Annotated in this window: 13 protein-coding genes; 12 read left to right on the forward strand and 1 reads right to left on the reverse strand. The window is 35.3% G+C overall.

Annotated elements, in window-relative coordinates:
- The first annotated feature begins 37 nt into the window (after positions 1-37).
- From C8C85_RS08070 to C8C85_RS08095, 6 genes are all read left to right on the forward strand, one after another.
- Positions 38-2,161: a Tex family protein gene (locus C8C85_RS08070; RefSeq protein WP_116796614.1), complete on the forward strand. Its 2,124-nt coding sequence runs from the start codon at positions 38-40 to the stop codon at positions 2,159-2,161.
- 605 nt (positions 2,162-2,766) lie between these two features.
- Positions 2,767-3,471 carry a Crp/Fnr family transcriptional regulator gene (locus C8C85_RS08075; RefSeq protein WP_077374719.1) on the forward strand — a complete coding sequence of 235 codons (705 nt, stop codon included), beginning with the start codon at positions 2,767-2,769 and terminating at the stop codon, positions 3,469-3,471.
- Between the two features lie 317 nt (positions 3,472-3,788).
- Positions 3,789-5,234, forward strand: coding sequence for an alginate export family protein (locus tag C8C85_RS08080; protein ID WP_207786925.1), 1,446 nt, complete (start codon positions 3,789-3,791; stop codon positions 5,232-5,234).
- Positions 5,235-5,262: 28 nt separating this feature from the next.
- Positions 5,263-6,501, forward strand: a complete 1,239-nt coding sequence (locus C8C85_RS08085; RefSeq protein ID WP_116796615.1) for a CmpA/NrtA family ABC transporter substrate-binding protein — start codon at positions 5,263-5,265, stop codon at positions 6,499-6,501.
- Positions 6,502-6,644: 143 nt separating this feature from the next.
- On the forward strand, positions 6,645-7,529 hold the full coding sequence (gene ntrB / locus C8C85_RS08090) for a nitrate ABC transporter permease (RefSeq protein WP_116796616.1): 885 nt from the start codon (positions 6,645-6,647) through the stop codon (positions 7,527-7,529).
- A 126-nt stretch (positions 7,530-7,655) separates the two neighbouring features.
- Positions 7,656-8,462 carry an ABC transporter ATP-binding protein gene (locus C8C85_RS08095; RefSeq protein ID WP_116796617.1) on the forward strand — a complete coding sequence of 269 codons (807 nt, stop codon included), beginning with the start codon at positions 7,656-7,658 and terminating at the stop codon, positions 8,460-8,462.
- 131 nt (positions 8,463-8,593) lie between these two features.
- On the opposite strand, the gene tatA is transcribed toward C8C85_RS08095, so the two are convergent.
- A complete protein-coding gene (tatA, locus tag C8C85_RS08100; protein ID WP_111408361.1) occupies positions 8,594-8,767 on the reverse strand; it encodes a twin-arginine translocase TatA/TatE family subunit in 174 nt (57 codons plus the stop codon).
- Positions 8,768-9,095: 328 nt separating this feature from the next.
- Here tatA and C8C85_RS08105 point away from each other — a divergent pair, with 328 nt between their 5' ends.
- Genes C8C85_RS08105 through C8C85_RS08130 form a run of 6 tightly spaced genes read left to right on the forward strand, consistent with a single transcriptional unit; the run spans position 9,096 to position 16,199 of the window.
- The gene (locus C8C85_RS08105) at positions 9,096-9,491 is read left to right on the forward strand and encodes a peptidase (protein ID WP_371811630.1); all 396 of its coding nucleotides are present in this window, start codon (positions 9,096-9,098) and stop codon (positions 9,489-9,491) included.
- Between the two features lie 58 nt (positions 9,492-9,549).
- Positions 9,550-11,034: a GH3 auxin-responsive promoter family protein gene (locus C8C85_RS08110; RefSeq protein WP_116796619.1), complete on the forward strand. Its 1,485-nt coding sequence runs from the start codon at positions 9,550-9,552 to the stop codon at positions 11,032-11,034.
- 54 nt (positions 11,035-11,088) lie between these two features.
- Positions 11,089-12,768 carry a DUF6909 family protein gene (locus C8C85_RS08115; RefSeq protein ID WP_116796620.1) on the forward strand — a complete coding sequence of 560 codons (1,680 nt, stop codon included), beginning with the start codon at positions 11,089-11,091 and terminating at the stop codon, positions 12,766-12,768.
- A 9-nt stretch (positions 12,769-12,777) separates the two neighbouring features.
- The gene (locus tag C8C85_RS08120; protein ID WP_116796621.1) at positions 12,778-13,767 is read left to right on the forward strand and encodes a hypothetical protein; all 990 of its coding nucleotides are present in this window, start codon (positions 12,778-12,780) and stop codon (positions 13,765-13,767) included.
- A gap of 23 nt (positions 13,768-13,790) precedes the next feature.
- Positions 13,791-15,101, forward strand: coding sequence for an MATE family efflux transporter (locus C8C85_RS08125; protein WP_116796622.1), 1,311 nt, complete (start codon positions 13,791-13,793; stop codon positions 15,099-15,101).
- Positions 15,102-15,110: 9 nt separating this feature from the next.
- The gene (locus C8C85_RS08130) at positions 15,111-16,199 is read left to right on the forward strand and encodes a glycosyltransferase (RefSeq protein WP_116796623.1); all 1,089 of its coding nucleotides are present in this window, start codon (positions 15,111-15,113) and stop codon (positions 16,197-16,199) included.
- The last annotated feature ends 1 nt before the right edge of the window (position 16,200 follow it).

The raw sequence follows: 16,200 nt of genomic DNA on the forward strand, positions 1-16,200 counted from the left end.
TTCTATTTTTACAGGATAATAAAATCACTGCATAAAAATGACCAATTTACAATTCATTTCAAAACACGTTGCAACGGCAACAATCAATATTCAAAACACAGTTCAATTATTACAGGAAGACTGCACGATTCCGTTTATTTCGAGATATCGAAAAGATAAAACCGGAAATTTGGATGAAGTTTTTATTGAACAAATTGCCAAATTTCAAAAAGAATATGAAACGATTGTAAAACGCAAAGAAGCAATTTTAAAATCTATTCAGGAACAAAATGCTTTGACACCTGAATTGGAGAAAAAAATCCAACAAAGTTTCGATTTGCAGGAGTTGGAAGATTTTTATCTGCCGTACAAAAAGAAAAAAAGAACTAAAGCCGATGTTGCAAGAGAGAATGGATTGGAACCTTTGGCGAAGATTATAATGGCGCAAAGCAAGGATGATGTTGATTTCTTGGCGACCCAATATCTGAATGAAAATGTTATTAATGAGGAAGCAGCCCTGCAGGGAGCAAGAGATATTATTGCCGAATGGATTAATGAGAATATCTATGTTAGAAAGCAACTCAGACGATTGTTTGAACGCAAAGCTACAATTACGACTAAAGTGGTTAAGTCTAAAAAAGAGGAGGAAGGAGCACAGAAATTCAATCAGTATTTTGATTGGTCCGAGCCGTTGACCAAAGCACCTTCACATCGTTTATTGGCTATTATGAGAGCCGAAAATGAAGGTTTTATCAAGTTCAAAGTTGATGTGGAGTTGGATGACGCCTACGACATTATTGACGAATTAATCATAAAAGGAGACAACAGCACGACACCGCACATTCAATTGGCGATTGAGGACAGTTATAAACGTTTGTTGAATCCTGCGATTTCGAACGAAACATTGCAGGAAGCCAAAGCAAAAGCAGATGCGAACTCGATTCAGGTGTTTGCGAATAATTTAGGGCAGTTGTTATTGGCTCCCCCATTGGGTGAAAAACGAATTTTGGCAATTGACCCAGGATTTCGTTCGGGATGTAAAGTGGTATGTTTGGATGAGAAAGGAGATTTGTTGTATAACGAAACCATTTATCCGCATGCTCCGCAAAAGGAGGAAGCCATGGCCATGAAAAAAATCCGTTCGATGGTCAACGCCTATAATATTGATGCTATATCGATAGGAAATGGAACGGCTTCGAGAGAAACTGAATTCTTTATCAAGAAAATTGCATTTGACAAACCAGTTCAGGTATTCATCGTATCGGAGGCTGGGGCTTCAGTCTATTCGGCTTCGAAGATTGCGAGAGAGGAGTTTCCTAATTATGATGTTACGGTTCGTGGATCCGTTTCTATTGGGCGTAGATTGTCTGATCCGTTGGCTGAATTGGTAAAAATTGATCCCAAAGCAATTGGAGTTGGGCAATACCAACACGATGTGGATCAAAACAAACTTAAGGAAGAACTGGACAATACGGTGATTCGTTGCGTGAACTCTGTAGGGATAAACATTAATACGGCGAGTAAGCATTTGTTGGGTTACGTGAGTGGAATAGGAGAGAAGCTGGCAGAAAATATAGTAGCGTATCGTTCCGAAAATGGTCCTTTTACCGACAGAAAACAACTCAAAAAGGTCCCTCGTTTGGGTGATAAAGCGTATCAACAGGGAGTTGCTTTTATCCGAATTTCGAATGCGAAGAATCCTTTGGACAATTCGGCGGTGCATCCCGAAGCGTATGCTATTGTTGAAAAAATGGCCAAAGATTTGAAAATAACGGTAAATGATTTGATTGCCAATAAAGAAAAAACGGCTCTAATTAAACCTGAAAATTACATTACTCCCGATATTGGTGTTTTGACCTTGAAAGATATCATTAAAGAGCTGGAAAAACCGGGATTAGATCCAAGGAAAGCAGCTACTGTTTTTGAATTTGACCCGAATGTTAAATCGATAAAAGATGTTAGAACCGGTATGATTCTTCCTGGAATTGTGAATAACATTACCAATTTTGGTTGTTTTGTTGATATTGGGGTGAAAGAAAGCGGATTGGTTCATATTTCCCAACTCAAAGCGGGTTTTGTAAGCGATGTGAACGAAGTAGTTAAATTGCATCAACACGTTACCGTAAAAGTTGTGGAGGTTGATGAGGACAGAAAGAGAATTCAATTGACGATGGTTATTTAAATTCAAATATTTAAGAATCCAAATAGGATCATAATTGTAAAAATCCCAATCCAAACTCTCTTGGATTGGGATTTTTGTTTAAGTAAAAAACTACAAATTATAAAAAACTACGTATTTTTACTTATATGTTAAAAATTATGAATATCCAAAAAGTATCATCCCTAAGTAGATGAAATGATAATTGACGTCATTTTTTCGGGTTCATTTATAAAAAATGCATAAAAAAAGGGTCTTTTTTTATGCTGATTGGGAGTCTTCTCGGCTTGTGTCAAGTATTATTTATTGCGAAAAACCTATACATTTACTTCAAATAAAGACAGTTACAGTATAATTTTTAATGATTTTGTCATTTAACCAAGATTTGTTCATTGGATTAAATATCTCGTTTACTGCTGCGTGAGGGATAGAAACTAGCTACCAAAGTAGCCGGGATAGCCCGACCCCGATGAGTAAAGCGGGCGAATAAGCGGTCTCTAAAGTTGGCCCGCTTTGCTGATTGGGGTCACGCCCAAACGAGTTTTAGCGAACTGACGAAGTAAATGATGAATTAAAGAATTGGTTTTGGATGTATCAAACACTTAAAAACAAATAATAATTAGCTACAGATGAAAGAGAATCAAGCCATTTGCAACAGTTGTAGTAATGAAAATTGTTTTATCAAAAAGCATATTCATTTGCCTAACATGCAAAGTTATATAGAGAAGAAACATAGTTTTACCTGCAAGAAGACACAACAGTTCATTATAGAGGGCGCGCCCATTCAGGGACTTTATTTTGTGCAAAAAGGAAAGGTGAAAACGGTAAAAACAGGAATCAACGGCCGGGAACAAATTGTTCGGTTTACCACAAATGGGGACACGGTTGGTTTTAGGGGTTTTGGTACTAGCAATCGGTATTTGATAGGGGCTTATGCGCTGGAGGATACGGTTTTGTGCAATTTTAACAACGAAGTAATGCTGGACATTCTTAAAAACGTTCCTGAATTCACGTATGACATGATGCTTTTTTATGCTGAGGAATTGAACAAGAGTGAGAACAACATTCGGAAAATTGCCCACATGAACGTAAGAGAGCGCGTGATCGATACCTTATTGTATATCCATAGAAAGTTTGGCCAAACAAATGATTTGATCAATCTCGATTTGTCCCGAAAAGAAATCGCCGATTTTGCAGGAACGACCGAAGAGCAGGTAACACGTGTGATTTCGAGTTTGAAGAGAGAGACATTAATTAAAACCGTTGGGAAGAAAATTGGACTGCAACAAATCAATAAAATGAAATCGGAAATTATGGAGCATAAGTATGTATAAGTAGTTTTAGTTTTGAACTTTGAATATAATAAGCCCTTTTGGGGCTTTTTTTGCGGAAATAAATATACTTTTTGGATTATTGGAGGAAAAATAATTTATTGACGTTGAGCTAAGTACGTATTTTAGATAAAAACTAAGTGATTGTTGGCGTCAATAATTATAAGGCTTAACAATAATTATTTGCGTTAACGCAGTAAATAAGTTGTTATCAGAATAATTTTTGTTGTGTAAAAAAGAGGTTTTAGACTGTAAAAAGCAAATACGTAAGTAGTAATACGTATGTATATTTGCTTCATACTAATCAAAACCAATTTATCATGCAAAAGATTACAACCAAAATACAAAAAATAAAAGCACTTAAAAAAAGAAAAAATTCAAAATCGATACTATTAGGTTTGGCCATAACATTTTTTAGTTATAACGCTGCAAATGCACAGTTAACAGCTTCAGGACAATTCAGACCAAGAACAGAATTTAGAGACGGTTACAGCACTTTGCAATCAAAAGACGCCGAGACTGCTGTTTTTACTTCGCAAAGAACAAGATTGAATGTAGGTTTTACAGGATACAGATTCAAATTTTTTGTTGCCGTTCAAGATGTTCGCGTTTGGGGGCAAGATGCTTCAACCATTAACAGAGTAACGACTGCAGAGAATAATGGAATTCAATTGCACGAAGCCTGGGGCGAAATAATGCTGAACGACACGGTAAGCAGTATTCAAAATTTATCCTTAAAAATAGGACGTCAAGAGATTTCGTATGATGACCAAAAGGTAATAGGAGCATTGGATTGGTTACAACAAGCGCGTTACCATGACGCGATTGTCTTGAAGTACTTTAACAAAGGATGGACAGCCGATTTTGGAGCTGCCTTTAATCAAAACAAAGAATTATTGGCTGGGACAATTTATAACGGTGTTCCGGCAGCAACTTCAGGATATACCGCTGGAACTAACGGTTTGGGGACTAATTACAAATCACTGGAATATGCTTATATCGCTAAGAAGTTTTTCTTTGGAGACATTTCCTTTTTATTCCTAAGCGATAATTTCAATAAATATACCAATGTAACTGCGGGAACTCCTCCAGTGGTGACCAAAGTTAACGAACAAGGAATTTGGACGCGTAACACTACTGGTTTCTACTATAATGTGAATGCTACCAGAAAATTGAAATTTGAAGGAAGTTTGTACCACCAGTTTGGACACGACAAAAACGGTCGCAGTTTGAGCAGTAATTTGGCTTCGATTACAACGACTTTGCAAGTGGGCAGAAAATTATTTGTAGGCCCTGGAATTGATTATTTATCAGGAAATGATGGGACAAAAGCCGTTACTGCGACTTCAGAGAACAATCTATTTGACCCACTTTATGGAACGCCTCACAAATTTTGGGGAACTATGGATTACTTCTACGCATCAAGCGGTTTTGGAGCTCAAGGTTTGCTAAACTACTTTTTGAAAGCCAAATACAACTTGAAAGACAACCTAACTCTTTTTGCTGACTTACACGGTTTCGAATCGGCAAACTCTTTATCCAACGGAGCAGGAGGAAAACAAACCAGCTATTTAGGAACAGAGCTTGATTTGAAAATGTCTTACAATATGACCAAAATGATCAATATTGAAGCGGGCTATTCTTATATGCAAGCAACCAAATCGATGGCATCGGCACAAGTTAAAAATGTTGCGAATGCGAACCTTACTCCGCAATGGGCGTATGTGATGGTGAATATTAAACCAAACTTTTTGAACAAAAAGTAATTGAATTAACGATTTAAAAATTAAAAAAATGATACAGACTAATAAAAACACAAGCACCCTTTTTACCACCTTGATGTTGGTAATGTGCACGGTTTTGTTCTCTTCTTTCAAAACAAGTCCAAAACCTCCAATTGCCGGCGAACCGATCAAATTAGGTTTTATTCCCTTGACCGATTGTTCGCCAATCGTAATGGCCAAAGAACTGGGATTATTCAAAAAATACGGTGTTGAGGTTATCGTAACCAAAGAAACGTCTTGGGCAAATGTTCGTGACAAAATCTTAACAGGTGAATTGGACGGAGCACACTGTTTATACACTATGCCTTTTTCAGTATACACTGGAGTAGGAGGTAAGGCTGGTTCCGAAATGAAAATCGCCATGATGCTGAATGTAAACGGACAAGCAATTACCCTATCGAATGATTTTTGCGGTAAAGTGGGATTCAAACAAATGAATAAAGTAACCCCGGTTGTTGCTGCCAAATTGAAAGCCGAAAAAGAAGTGACTTTTGCCATGACTTTCCCAGGAGGAACCCACGATTTATGGTTGAGAAACTGGATGTCATTGGCAGGATTAAATCAAAAAGCGGTTAAAATCATCACGATTCCGCCTCCGCAAATGGTTGCCAACATGAAAGTGGGTAACATGGATGGATACTGTGTAGGAGAGCCTTGGGGCGGTGTTGCCGTAAAGCAAGGAATTGGATTTACACAGATTGCCTCTCAAGATATTTGGAAAGACCACCCAGAAAAAGCATTGGTTGTCAACAAAGAGTTCAGCGAAACACGCCGTGAAGATTTAAAGAAAGTTATGAAAGCGATTCTAGAAGCCTGCATCTGGCTAGATAATCCTGCTAATCGCAAGAAAGCGGCCGCTATTATCGGGAAAGCGCCTTATGTAAATGCTCCTGCCGATGTTATTGAAGCCAGACTAATGGGAGATTATAACTTAGGTTGTAACCAAGGAACTGAAGTATATGACAAAGATTATATGTTGTTTTACAAAGGTGGAACCGTAAACTACCCTCGTAAATCCTATGCTATCTGGGCTATGGCACAATTTGTACGATTTGGATATTTGAAAGAAGAGCCAAACTATAAAGCAATTGCCGATAAACTAATTCTTCAGGATTTATACGAAGAAGTAGCCAAAAGCATGAAGATCAAAATCCCCACAGATGACATGAAACCTTTTTCCCTTACGATGGATAAAACGGTCTTCAACCCGAATAATCCATCTGCTTATTTAAAAGTGGTGAAAAAATAAGAGGAGTTACTAAGAAACTAAGTAGCTAAGATTCTAAGTCTTTTTTAAAAGTGTTATAACTTCTTTTAAATTGTTTATTAAATCTTAGCTACTTAGATTCTCAGAATCTCAGCAACTAAAAAACAACATTAAATTACAGCATTATGTCAAATTCAACTACAGCAACAATCGAACAAGATGAGGTAGCAGGAAGCTATTCTCTTCTCAACACTTTTGGTAAAGTAATTAAGAAAAAAAGCCTTAAAAAAGCGTCACGTTATATTATAGAAAAAACAAAATCAATTGTATTTGCTTGTATTGGATTGACTATTTTTTGCGGATTTTGGAGCTTATTGAGTTATTATACAAAAGATGCACTTCCTGGACCAAAGGCAACATTAACCGTTTTATTCGAAATGTTGAGCGATCCATTTTATGATTATGGCCCAAACGACAAAGGAATTGGCCTACAATTGTTTGTCTCTATAAAAACCGTTTTATTGGGATTTTCATTGGGTTCTTTATTCGCAATTCCGTTCGGAATCTTGATTGGAGCCAGTTCAATTTTCAAAAAAATATTCTATCCTATTGTTCAGTTCTTGAAACCGGTTTCGCCTTTGGCTTGGTTTCCTATTGGTTTAGTTGTTTTCAAAGACACCGGAATGGCGACCATATTTATAGTGTTTATCACCTCATTGTGGTCCACATTAATCAACACCGCTTTTGGGGTTGGGACTATTCCGCAAGACCATAAAAATGTAGCCAAGGCTTTTGGATTTTCAAAATGGAGATATTTAACCAAAGTTGTTTTTCCATACACCTTGCCACACATTATCACAGGATTGCGATTAAGCATCAGTGTTGCCTGGCTGGTTATTGTTGCCGGTGAAATGTTGTCAGGCGGTGCAGGAATTGGATTTTTTGTATGGGACAGCTGGAACGCATTGAGCTTAGAAAAAGTGATTTCGGCCATCATCATTATCGGATTTGTGGGAATTATTTTTGATGGATTTTTTACAATGATTGAGAAAAAAGTATCTTATTTATAAGATTCTAAGACTCTAAGATTCTGAGTTACTAAGATTTTAAAAGTTGTCTTAGTATTAAAATTTTTTAAAAAAACTTAGAAACTTAGTATCTCAGCATCTTAGTAACTTTAAAAACAAACAAACGTTATGAGCTATTTAGAAATAAAAGATTTGGAAATATCTTTTCCAACTCCAAAAGGAAAATACATTGCAGTAAAAGACATTAACCTTTCTATCAAAAAAGGAGAAATAATATCTATCATTGGACATTCTGGTTGTGGAAAATCAACGATTATGAATGCGATAGGAGGAATGCTAACCCCAACAGGAGGATCGGTAGTATTAGACAATAAAAACATCAAAGGCCCGGGACCAGATCGTGGAATTGTTTTTCAAAACTATTCGCTGCTGCCTTGGTTAACGGTGGAGAACAATATTTTTCAGGCAGTTGATTCGGTTATGGATTGTTCCAAAGCCGAGAAACACGAAATCGTGATCAAAAACCTCAAAATGGTTAATTTGTTCCAACACAAAGATAAACTTCCTGGACAACTTTCGGGTGGAATGAAGCAAAGAGTGGCTATTGCGAGAGCTTTTGCCATTAATCCAGGAGTATTGTTGATGGACGAACCTTTTGGGGCGCTAGACGCTTTAACTAAAGGTTCAATGCAGCTTGAAGTTTTGAAACTGTGGAATCTGAACAACAGAGAAAAAACCATCGTGATGATTACGCATGATATCGAAGAAGCATTGTTCTTGTCCGACCGAATTGTGGTTTTACACAATGGTCCGGCATCAACAATACGCGAAATTGTTACGGTAAATTTGCCAAGACCAAGAAATAAAATCGAAATCGTAAAAACCCCAGAATATATCGAATTAAGAGATCATTTATTGCATCTCTTGACTGATCATTTTTCGATTGAGGATATGGGGGTTACCTATAAAAATTAGTTAAGTTTGTTGCCAAAAAAAGCCTTTTCAACTCCTGAAAAGGCTTTTTTGTATAAAATAAAAAATTCCAAACGCCCTATATAAATATTGGAATTTGGAATTTAAGATTTAGGAATTTTTTATCAAAATTCTTATTTCGTTTCTTCTTCTTTTTTGTCAGCTGGCTGATCGTCTTTGGCTGCGTTTTTAAATTCTTTAACACCGCTTCCTAAACCTTTCATTAATTCTGGAATTTTTTTACCTCCAAAAAGTAATAAAACAACTGCCAATATAACAAGGATTTCTGGTAAACCTAATCTTCCCATGATTGAATATTTAATGCCGTAGCAAATTTGTAATAAATCTAATGTGCAAATGTATATAGAATAACTTAATACGCATTCATTTTGACTGATTTATTTGCTTTTGACAGCGTTAAATATTTTATAAAATTGTGAACTTAAGAATTCAACTACTTAGAGGAGGCTAGTGTTGGCAACGCTTTAAATTATTATATTTGTGACTTAAACAAATATCATGTCCAGAAATCGATTAAAAAAGAAGAAGTTTTTTGACAGATTATTAATCAAAAATCGATTAATAATTTTAAACGAGGATACTTTTGAGGAAATTTTTTCTTTTAAATTGAACATTATGAGCGTCTTTGTTTCGCTTTCATTGGGTGCTATTTTCCTGATTTCGATTACAACCGTTTTGATTGCTTTTACTCCTTTACGAGAATTCATACCCGGCTATTCTTCTTCTCAATTAAAGAGAGACGCAACGGTTTTGGCATTAAAATCGGATTCCCTTTCCATAGCTTTAAAGAAAAATGAAGCCTATATAAAATCGATTCAAAAAGTGCTGAACGGTGATTTGGAATACGCCAAATTCAACAAAGATTCTATCCTTTCAAGTGCTGATGAAGCTTTAGAACCAGTAGATTTATCAGCTTCTGAAAAAGAAAAGGAGTTGAGGGAAAGAGTGAATAAAGAAGAGAACACTCAGCAATCCTCCCCAAAAGGAAAGAACCTAAACACTAAAAAATAATCCGAATAGCTTCGGAATTATAACAGAATATTACAATTTTTAAACAAAGCCCAAAAGAATGTCACTAAAATCGATTGCAGCAAAAATTTTTGCACAAAAAATATATAAAAAGACACAAGCTTGGGCCAATTCTCCAGTTGAAACCCAGAAAGCTGTTTTCCAAAGTTTGATACAGACCGCTAAGCAAACTCAATTTGGAAAAGATCATGATTTTGAGCAGATAAAAAGCTATGAGGATTTTGCAAAACAAGTTCCTGTTCGCGATTACGAAGCTTTGAAACCCTATGTGGATAGAGTAGTAAAGGGGGAAGAAAATATACTTTGGAAAGGGAAACCACTTTATTTTGCAAAAACTTCGGGAACGACATCGGGAGCGAAATACATTCCGTTGACCAAGGAATCAATGCCGTATCATATCGAGGCAGCCCGAAATGCAATTTTGCTTTACATCCATGAAACTAAAAAAGCCGATTTTGTGAACGGAAAAATGATTTTCTTGCAAGGAAGTCCTATTCTGGAAGAAAAATACGGAATTAAACTGGGCAGACTATCTGGGATTGTGGCGCATTTTGTTCCAAAATATTTGCAAAAAAACCGACTGCCTTCTTGGGAAACCAATTGTATTGAAGATTGGGAAACTAAAGTAAATGCTATTGTTGATGAAACGATCAAGGAAGATATGACCGTGATTTCGGGAATTCCGTCTTGGGTTCAGATGTATTTTGAAAAACTGCAGCAAAGAGCTGAAAAGCCAGTTGGGGATATTTTCAAGAATTTCAATTTGTTTATTTATGGTGGTGTCAATTATGAACCTTATAGAGCCAAATTCGAAAATCTCATTGGAAGAAAAGTTGATAGTATCGAATTGTTTCCGGCTTCGGAAGGATTTTTTGCCTATCAGGATTCCCAAAAAGAAAAGGGAATGTTACTGTTGTTGAATGCCGGAATTTTTTATGAATTTATAAAAAGCGAAGACTTTTATACCGAAAACCCAAAACGATATACCATAGGTGAAGTGGAGTTGGGAGTTAATTATGTTTTGATTATTTCGACCAACGCAGGGCTTTGGGCTTATAATATTGGCGACACCGTTCAGTTTACATCTTTGAAACCATATCGAGTTATTGTTTCGGGAAGAATCAAGCATTATATCTCGGCTTTTGGGGAGCATGTTATAGGTAAAGAAGTTGAAAGTGCTTTGCAAGAAGCGATGGAAGGAACAAACGTAAGAGTGAATGAATTTACGGTTGCACCACAAATCAACCCATCAGAAGGCTTGCCATATCATGAATGGTTTATCGAATTTGAAAATGAACCAGATGAAAGCGACACTTTTGCGGAAGCGCTAGACAATGCCATGCGAAAGCAAAACATTTATTATGACGATTTGATTGTGGGTCATGTTTTGAAAAAACTGGTCATTACCAAAGTAGCTAAAAACGGTTTTCAAGACTACATGAAATCCATTGGAAAATTAGGGGGACAGAATAAAATCCCAAGACTTTCTAATGACAGGAGTATTGTTGATTTATTGGCTTTATAAACAATAAATAAAACACAAAATACCTTACATTTGAGATTATAAAAGTAAAACAGAATGAAAGAAACCAAAAATATATCTAGATCAAGAGCACAAGAATCATCGGCTGCCATTGAAAAAATGTACATCACGATGCGCCATCTTTTCAATAGAGGGTTTTACAAACCGATGGGAATTTCTGGTGACACATTAAGAGAAGCATTATTGGCTCTAAGACCTGAAATCTATGGAAATATTGCCGAAGAAAAAGTCGAGTTAAATGGACTTTTATATGTTATAGAACGTCTACCGATTGGAATCGAGGAGTGCCGTTTTATTAATTTAACTTCGGATGAAGGGTATTCCAAATCGCATTTCAAAGCGATAGTTCCTCCAAAAAGACGTCGCAATTGCTATCGTATAGACGAAGAACAAATGAATGTTGAAATCACCAGAGGGCGATCGGACATTTATGATATATTGACCCATTTGACGTTTATTTTCATTGAATCCCATAAAATTAGAAATAGAGTTTTATTGGATGATGCAGGCGAGGTCTCCCGTGATTGGACAAAACTGGAAATTGCAGTATCTCAAAGCAAGAAATTGACTTTGGTCGAAAAAGAGAAAGCTATTTCTCATGCAGCCAATATTCTGGGCAGAACTTTCGAAGAAGTTTTGGATATTTATGATTCTTTTGGAAGTGAAGCTGCGCCGGATCGTTTTTTGCATGTAATTTATTGGCTCGGAAAACTGGCGATAGAAGAAGTTGTTGACAGTAATAAAAGAACCATTACATTTAGTCCTATCCTTCGTGAGCGCTTGGGACATCATATTCACGGAGAAGTTTGGGCAACCAACATAAAAGAAGTTTTGAAAGCCAATCAGTTGTTGGATAGACCAATTCATGTGATTAGTGCCAATATGCACTCGGTGATGAATTCCATTTTTGCCACACCAATTTTGAAAACAAAGTTCAAGGATAAGTCAGACTTCTTTATTTATGAAGAATTGAGCAAGTCGGGAGCAAATGAAGTTCGTAATCAAGTTGAAGCTGTAGCATTGAAACAAGGAATGATTTTCTTGCCGGATACGTCCGGAACCAATATTGATGTACAAATTTTTGATACGGCGCAAATAGATTGGGCAAAAACATCATTTCCAAAGGCAGAATTAGGTGAGAAAAAACCAGTTCTTATTGTAATGGATTATGCTTTTGGAGAACAAGCCTATGAAACGATAGACGAATTATTGAAACCCTATAAAAAAGATACTTTGCTTAACGTAAAATCGGTTTCGATTATGGGAAAAGCAGGAATTCTGGAAGGAGGAAAAGGCGATATTATGATTCCGAATGCCCATATCAATGAAGGAACGGCAGACAATTATTTCTTTAAAAATGAGTTAACCGCTGACATGTTTGAGGGCAATGACATCGCTGTTTTTGCAGGACCAATGGTTACGGTTCTAGGAACATCATTGCAAAATAGGGACTTATTAAAGTTCTTTCATGAATCGACTTGGGGCGTTATTGGTTTAGAAATGGAAGGTTCCTATTACCAAAAAGCTATTCAATCGGCTTCCAAAATCAGAAAAAGTGTTCCTCACGACGTTAAAGTACGTTATGCTTATTATGCTTCTGATAACCCATTGGAAACCGGTAGTACGTTGGCTTCAGGAGGTCTGGGAACCACCGGTGTAAAACCGACCTATCTGATTACGATTAAAATATTGGAACAAATTTTTAATATAAAATAACAATACAGTATGAGTGTACAAAAAGAAAATAATCCAGAGAACCCTGAAATTGACTTACTGACTGTTTTTGGCAGAATAGGGGATTTCTTTGAGTGGATTAATACTTTGTTGTTTAGAATCATTCGGTTTTTTGTAAAAAATGCAATCGCTGTGGCTGTTTTGATTGTTTTGGGTTTTGGGATTGGTTTTTTGCTAGAAAAAGTCAACAGAAACTATGAGCAAAAAATTATAGTCGCTCCAAATTTTAAATCGACAGAATATTTATACTCTAAAATCGAATTTTTAGCTTCAAAAGCGGCATTAAGAGATACTTTATTTTTTAAATCTATTGGCATTCAAAAACCTTCTTCGATAGTTTCAATTGCCATAGAACCAATTGTGGATGTTTACAACTTGATGAATAAGAATGGTGAAAATGTGGATTTGCTTCAATTGATGGCACAAAATGGGGATCTTAAATCAATTATTAAGGAAACAACAACCAATAAAAATTACGATCTCCAAACCATTACCATAAAAACTTTGGGTTCTGTTACTGTAAATCAAACTATAGAACCCCTTTTAAACTATTTGAATACAAGTTCCTATTTTGATACCTATAAAAAGATTAATTCTCAAAATATTTCAAATAATATAAAGACAAAAGAAGCTACAATTCTTCAAATAGATGCAATTTTGGACCAGTTTTCAGGTACTTATGGTAATCATCCCAATAACGAAAAATTGGTTTATTATAATGAAAATTTAAATTTAGGGACCGTTATTAAAACCAAAGATTCTTTGGTCAATCAAATTGATAAATTAAAAATAGAACAATACAACACTGATAAAACCATAAAGGAAAGAGGTGTAGTTTTGAACATAAAAAACAATAAAAGTATAAAAGGAAAACTAATTTTTATCCTGCCTTTAGTGTTTGTTGGTCTTTTTGTTTTATATCATTTTTTCACTTCTTTTTATAAAAAGCAATCTTTGAAAGCAAATCTAAAATTGAAATAAATAATGATTGTGAAGAAGCAAATATGTTAAAAAAAACACGTAATCAACTACTGAAAATCAACAAAAATCCATTTGTTCAACAAAGTTTAATCACTTTGATTTTGAGGTTTTTTGGGGTAATTACGTTATTTGGTTTTACCGTTTTTCTAACCAAAACCTATCCTCCTAAAATTGTTGGGCAATATGATTTTGTTCGTTCTTTTCTGTTGGTAGTTGGCAGTATTTGTTTGTTGGGCTGCGATCAGTCTGTTTTGTATTTTAAAGGAAGGCTCGGAGGCTCAAATACTTTAGAGGGAATTAAAAAAGTATATGCGAAAATGGTCGGATTGTTGTTATTGATGTCAATTCTGCTTTTGTGCATTTTTTGGTTTATTGACGAACAATTTGTAAACAATTATTTCTCCGATCCTGGAGTTTACGGCATTCTTTTAAAATCAATTATGATATTGTTTTTTTATGGTTTGACAACGTTGAATACCGAAGTTTTTAGGGCATTGGACCATTTTTATGTTGCAGAACTTTTTAGAAATACCATTAAATATATCCCGCTGATTGTTGGGGCAATTTTGCTGTCTTATTTTGATAAAAAAGCCTATTTGGTTACCGTTTTCTTGGTTGGTTTTGTTCTTCTTTCGTTAATAACAACAATTATAATTTTCATTTATTTCAGCAAAGCTAAAAATCAAAGTGAAAATGTTGTTTTTACGTATAAAGATATACTTACAAAATCTTATCCCATAGCAATTAGTGGGATGGCTTTGTTTTTATTAACGAGTTTTGATATTTTTTTTTTAAAAAAATATAGAGATGATTCAACCGTTGCATTTTATTCGGTGGCGATAAAATTAATGACCATTCTTTCGATGGTAATTATCACGGTTAATATCACGGTTTCGACTAAAATTTCGGAATATTTCTTTAGTAAAAGCAAAACAGATTTGATCAAAACAATTCAACATGCTTCACGGTTAATATTTCTATTGACTTTTCCCGCAGTGCTTATCATTTGTTTTTTCCCAGAATATATTTTAGGTTTTTTTGGAAAGGGATACGTAGCTGCCAAGGATGCTTTGTTAATTTTAATCATTGGTCAAGGAATTTGTTCAGCCTTTGGAACAGCACCCGTTTATTTGAACATGACTGGGAGACAGCATGTTTTTCAGATCATTTTAATTGTTGCCGTGCTTATAAATTTTATTCTGAATAGGATATTAATACCACAATATGGAATGACGGGGGCTGCAACAGCTTTTGTGGTTAGTTCTATTTTGTGGAATAGTATTGCGGCTGTTGTGATTTATAAAAAGGACAAAGTGAGTGTTTTTTTGAATTAAAATTCAAGAATGAGAGTAGTACATATTATAAATAGTCTAGCATCTGGAGGCGCCGAGAAATTGCTTCTGGATACTATCCCTATTTATAAATCTAAAGGAATAGAAGTTGACCTATTGCTGTTAAACGGAAGTCCAAGTCCTTTTTTGCAGGCATTAAAAGAAACAGGTTGTTGTTCGATTTATTCGCTGGGTTTACAATCAGTATATAATCCGATGCAGATTTTTAAATTAATTCCCTTTTTGAAAAAATATGACATTGCACAGGTACATTTATTTCCTTCACAATATTGGGTTGTCTTGGCAAAGATTTTGTCTTTTTCTAAAATTAAATTAATAGTAACAGAACACAACTCGACAAATCCAAGATTAGAGAATCGTTTCATTGCCGTGTTCGATCGCCTTTTTTATCGATTTTATGATAAAGTAATCTGTGTCTCAAATGAAATTTCAAATACATTTATAAATTATACAGGTTTAAAAGCATCTAAATTTACTGTTATTGAAAATGGGATTGATTTACAAAAAATTTATACAGCACAACCGTATTTTAAAAATGAAATTTCCAATCTTTTTAGTGCTCAAGATTTTGTGATGATACAGGTTGCACGATTCGACAAACAAAAAGACCAAGAAACAATAATTCATTCCTTAAAGTATTTGCCCGAAAATATAAAGCTTATTTTGGTGGGCGATGGAATTTTTAAAATAAAATGCCAAGCGTTAGTTCAAGAGTTGCAATTGCAGGAGCGTGTTGTTTTTTTAGGATTAAGAATGGATGTGCCAAGATTATTAAAATCAGCCGATGTGGTTGTTTTATCTTCAAGACATGAAGGTTTGTCTTTGTCGAGTATTGAAGGAATGGCTTCAGGAAAACCATTTGTGGCTTCAGACGTGCCTGGTTTGCAGAGAATAGTTAGCGATGCAGGTGTTTTATTCAAACAAGGAAACGCGAAGGATTTAGCCAATACAATCGAAAAGCTAATGATTAATGAAACGTATTATCAAGAAATTGTAATTTCATGTTTAAAAAGAGCAGAGCAATATGACATTCAAATTATGGTTGATAAACACCTACATTTGTACCAAACAATAGTATAAT

Origin of the sequence: Flavobacterium sp. 103 (assembly GCF_003096795.1) — a bacterium.
GTDB lineage: Bacteria > Bacteroidota > Bacteroidia > Flavobacteriales > Flavobacteriaceae > Flavobacterium.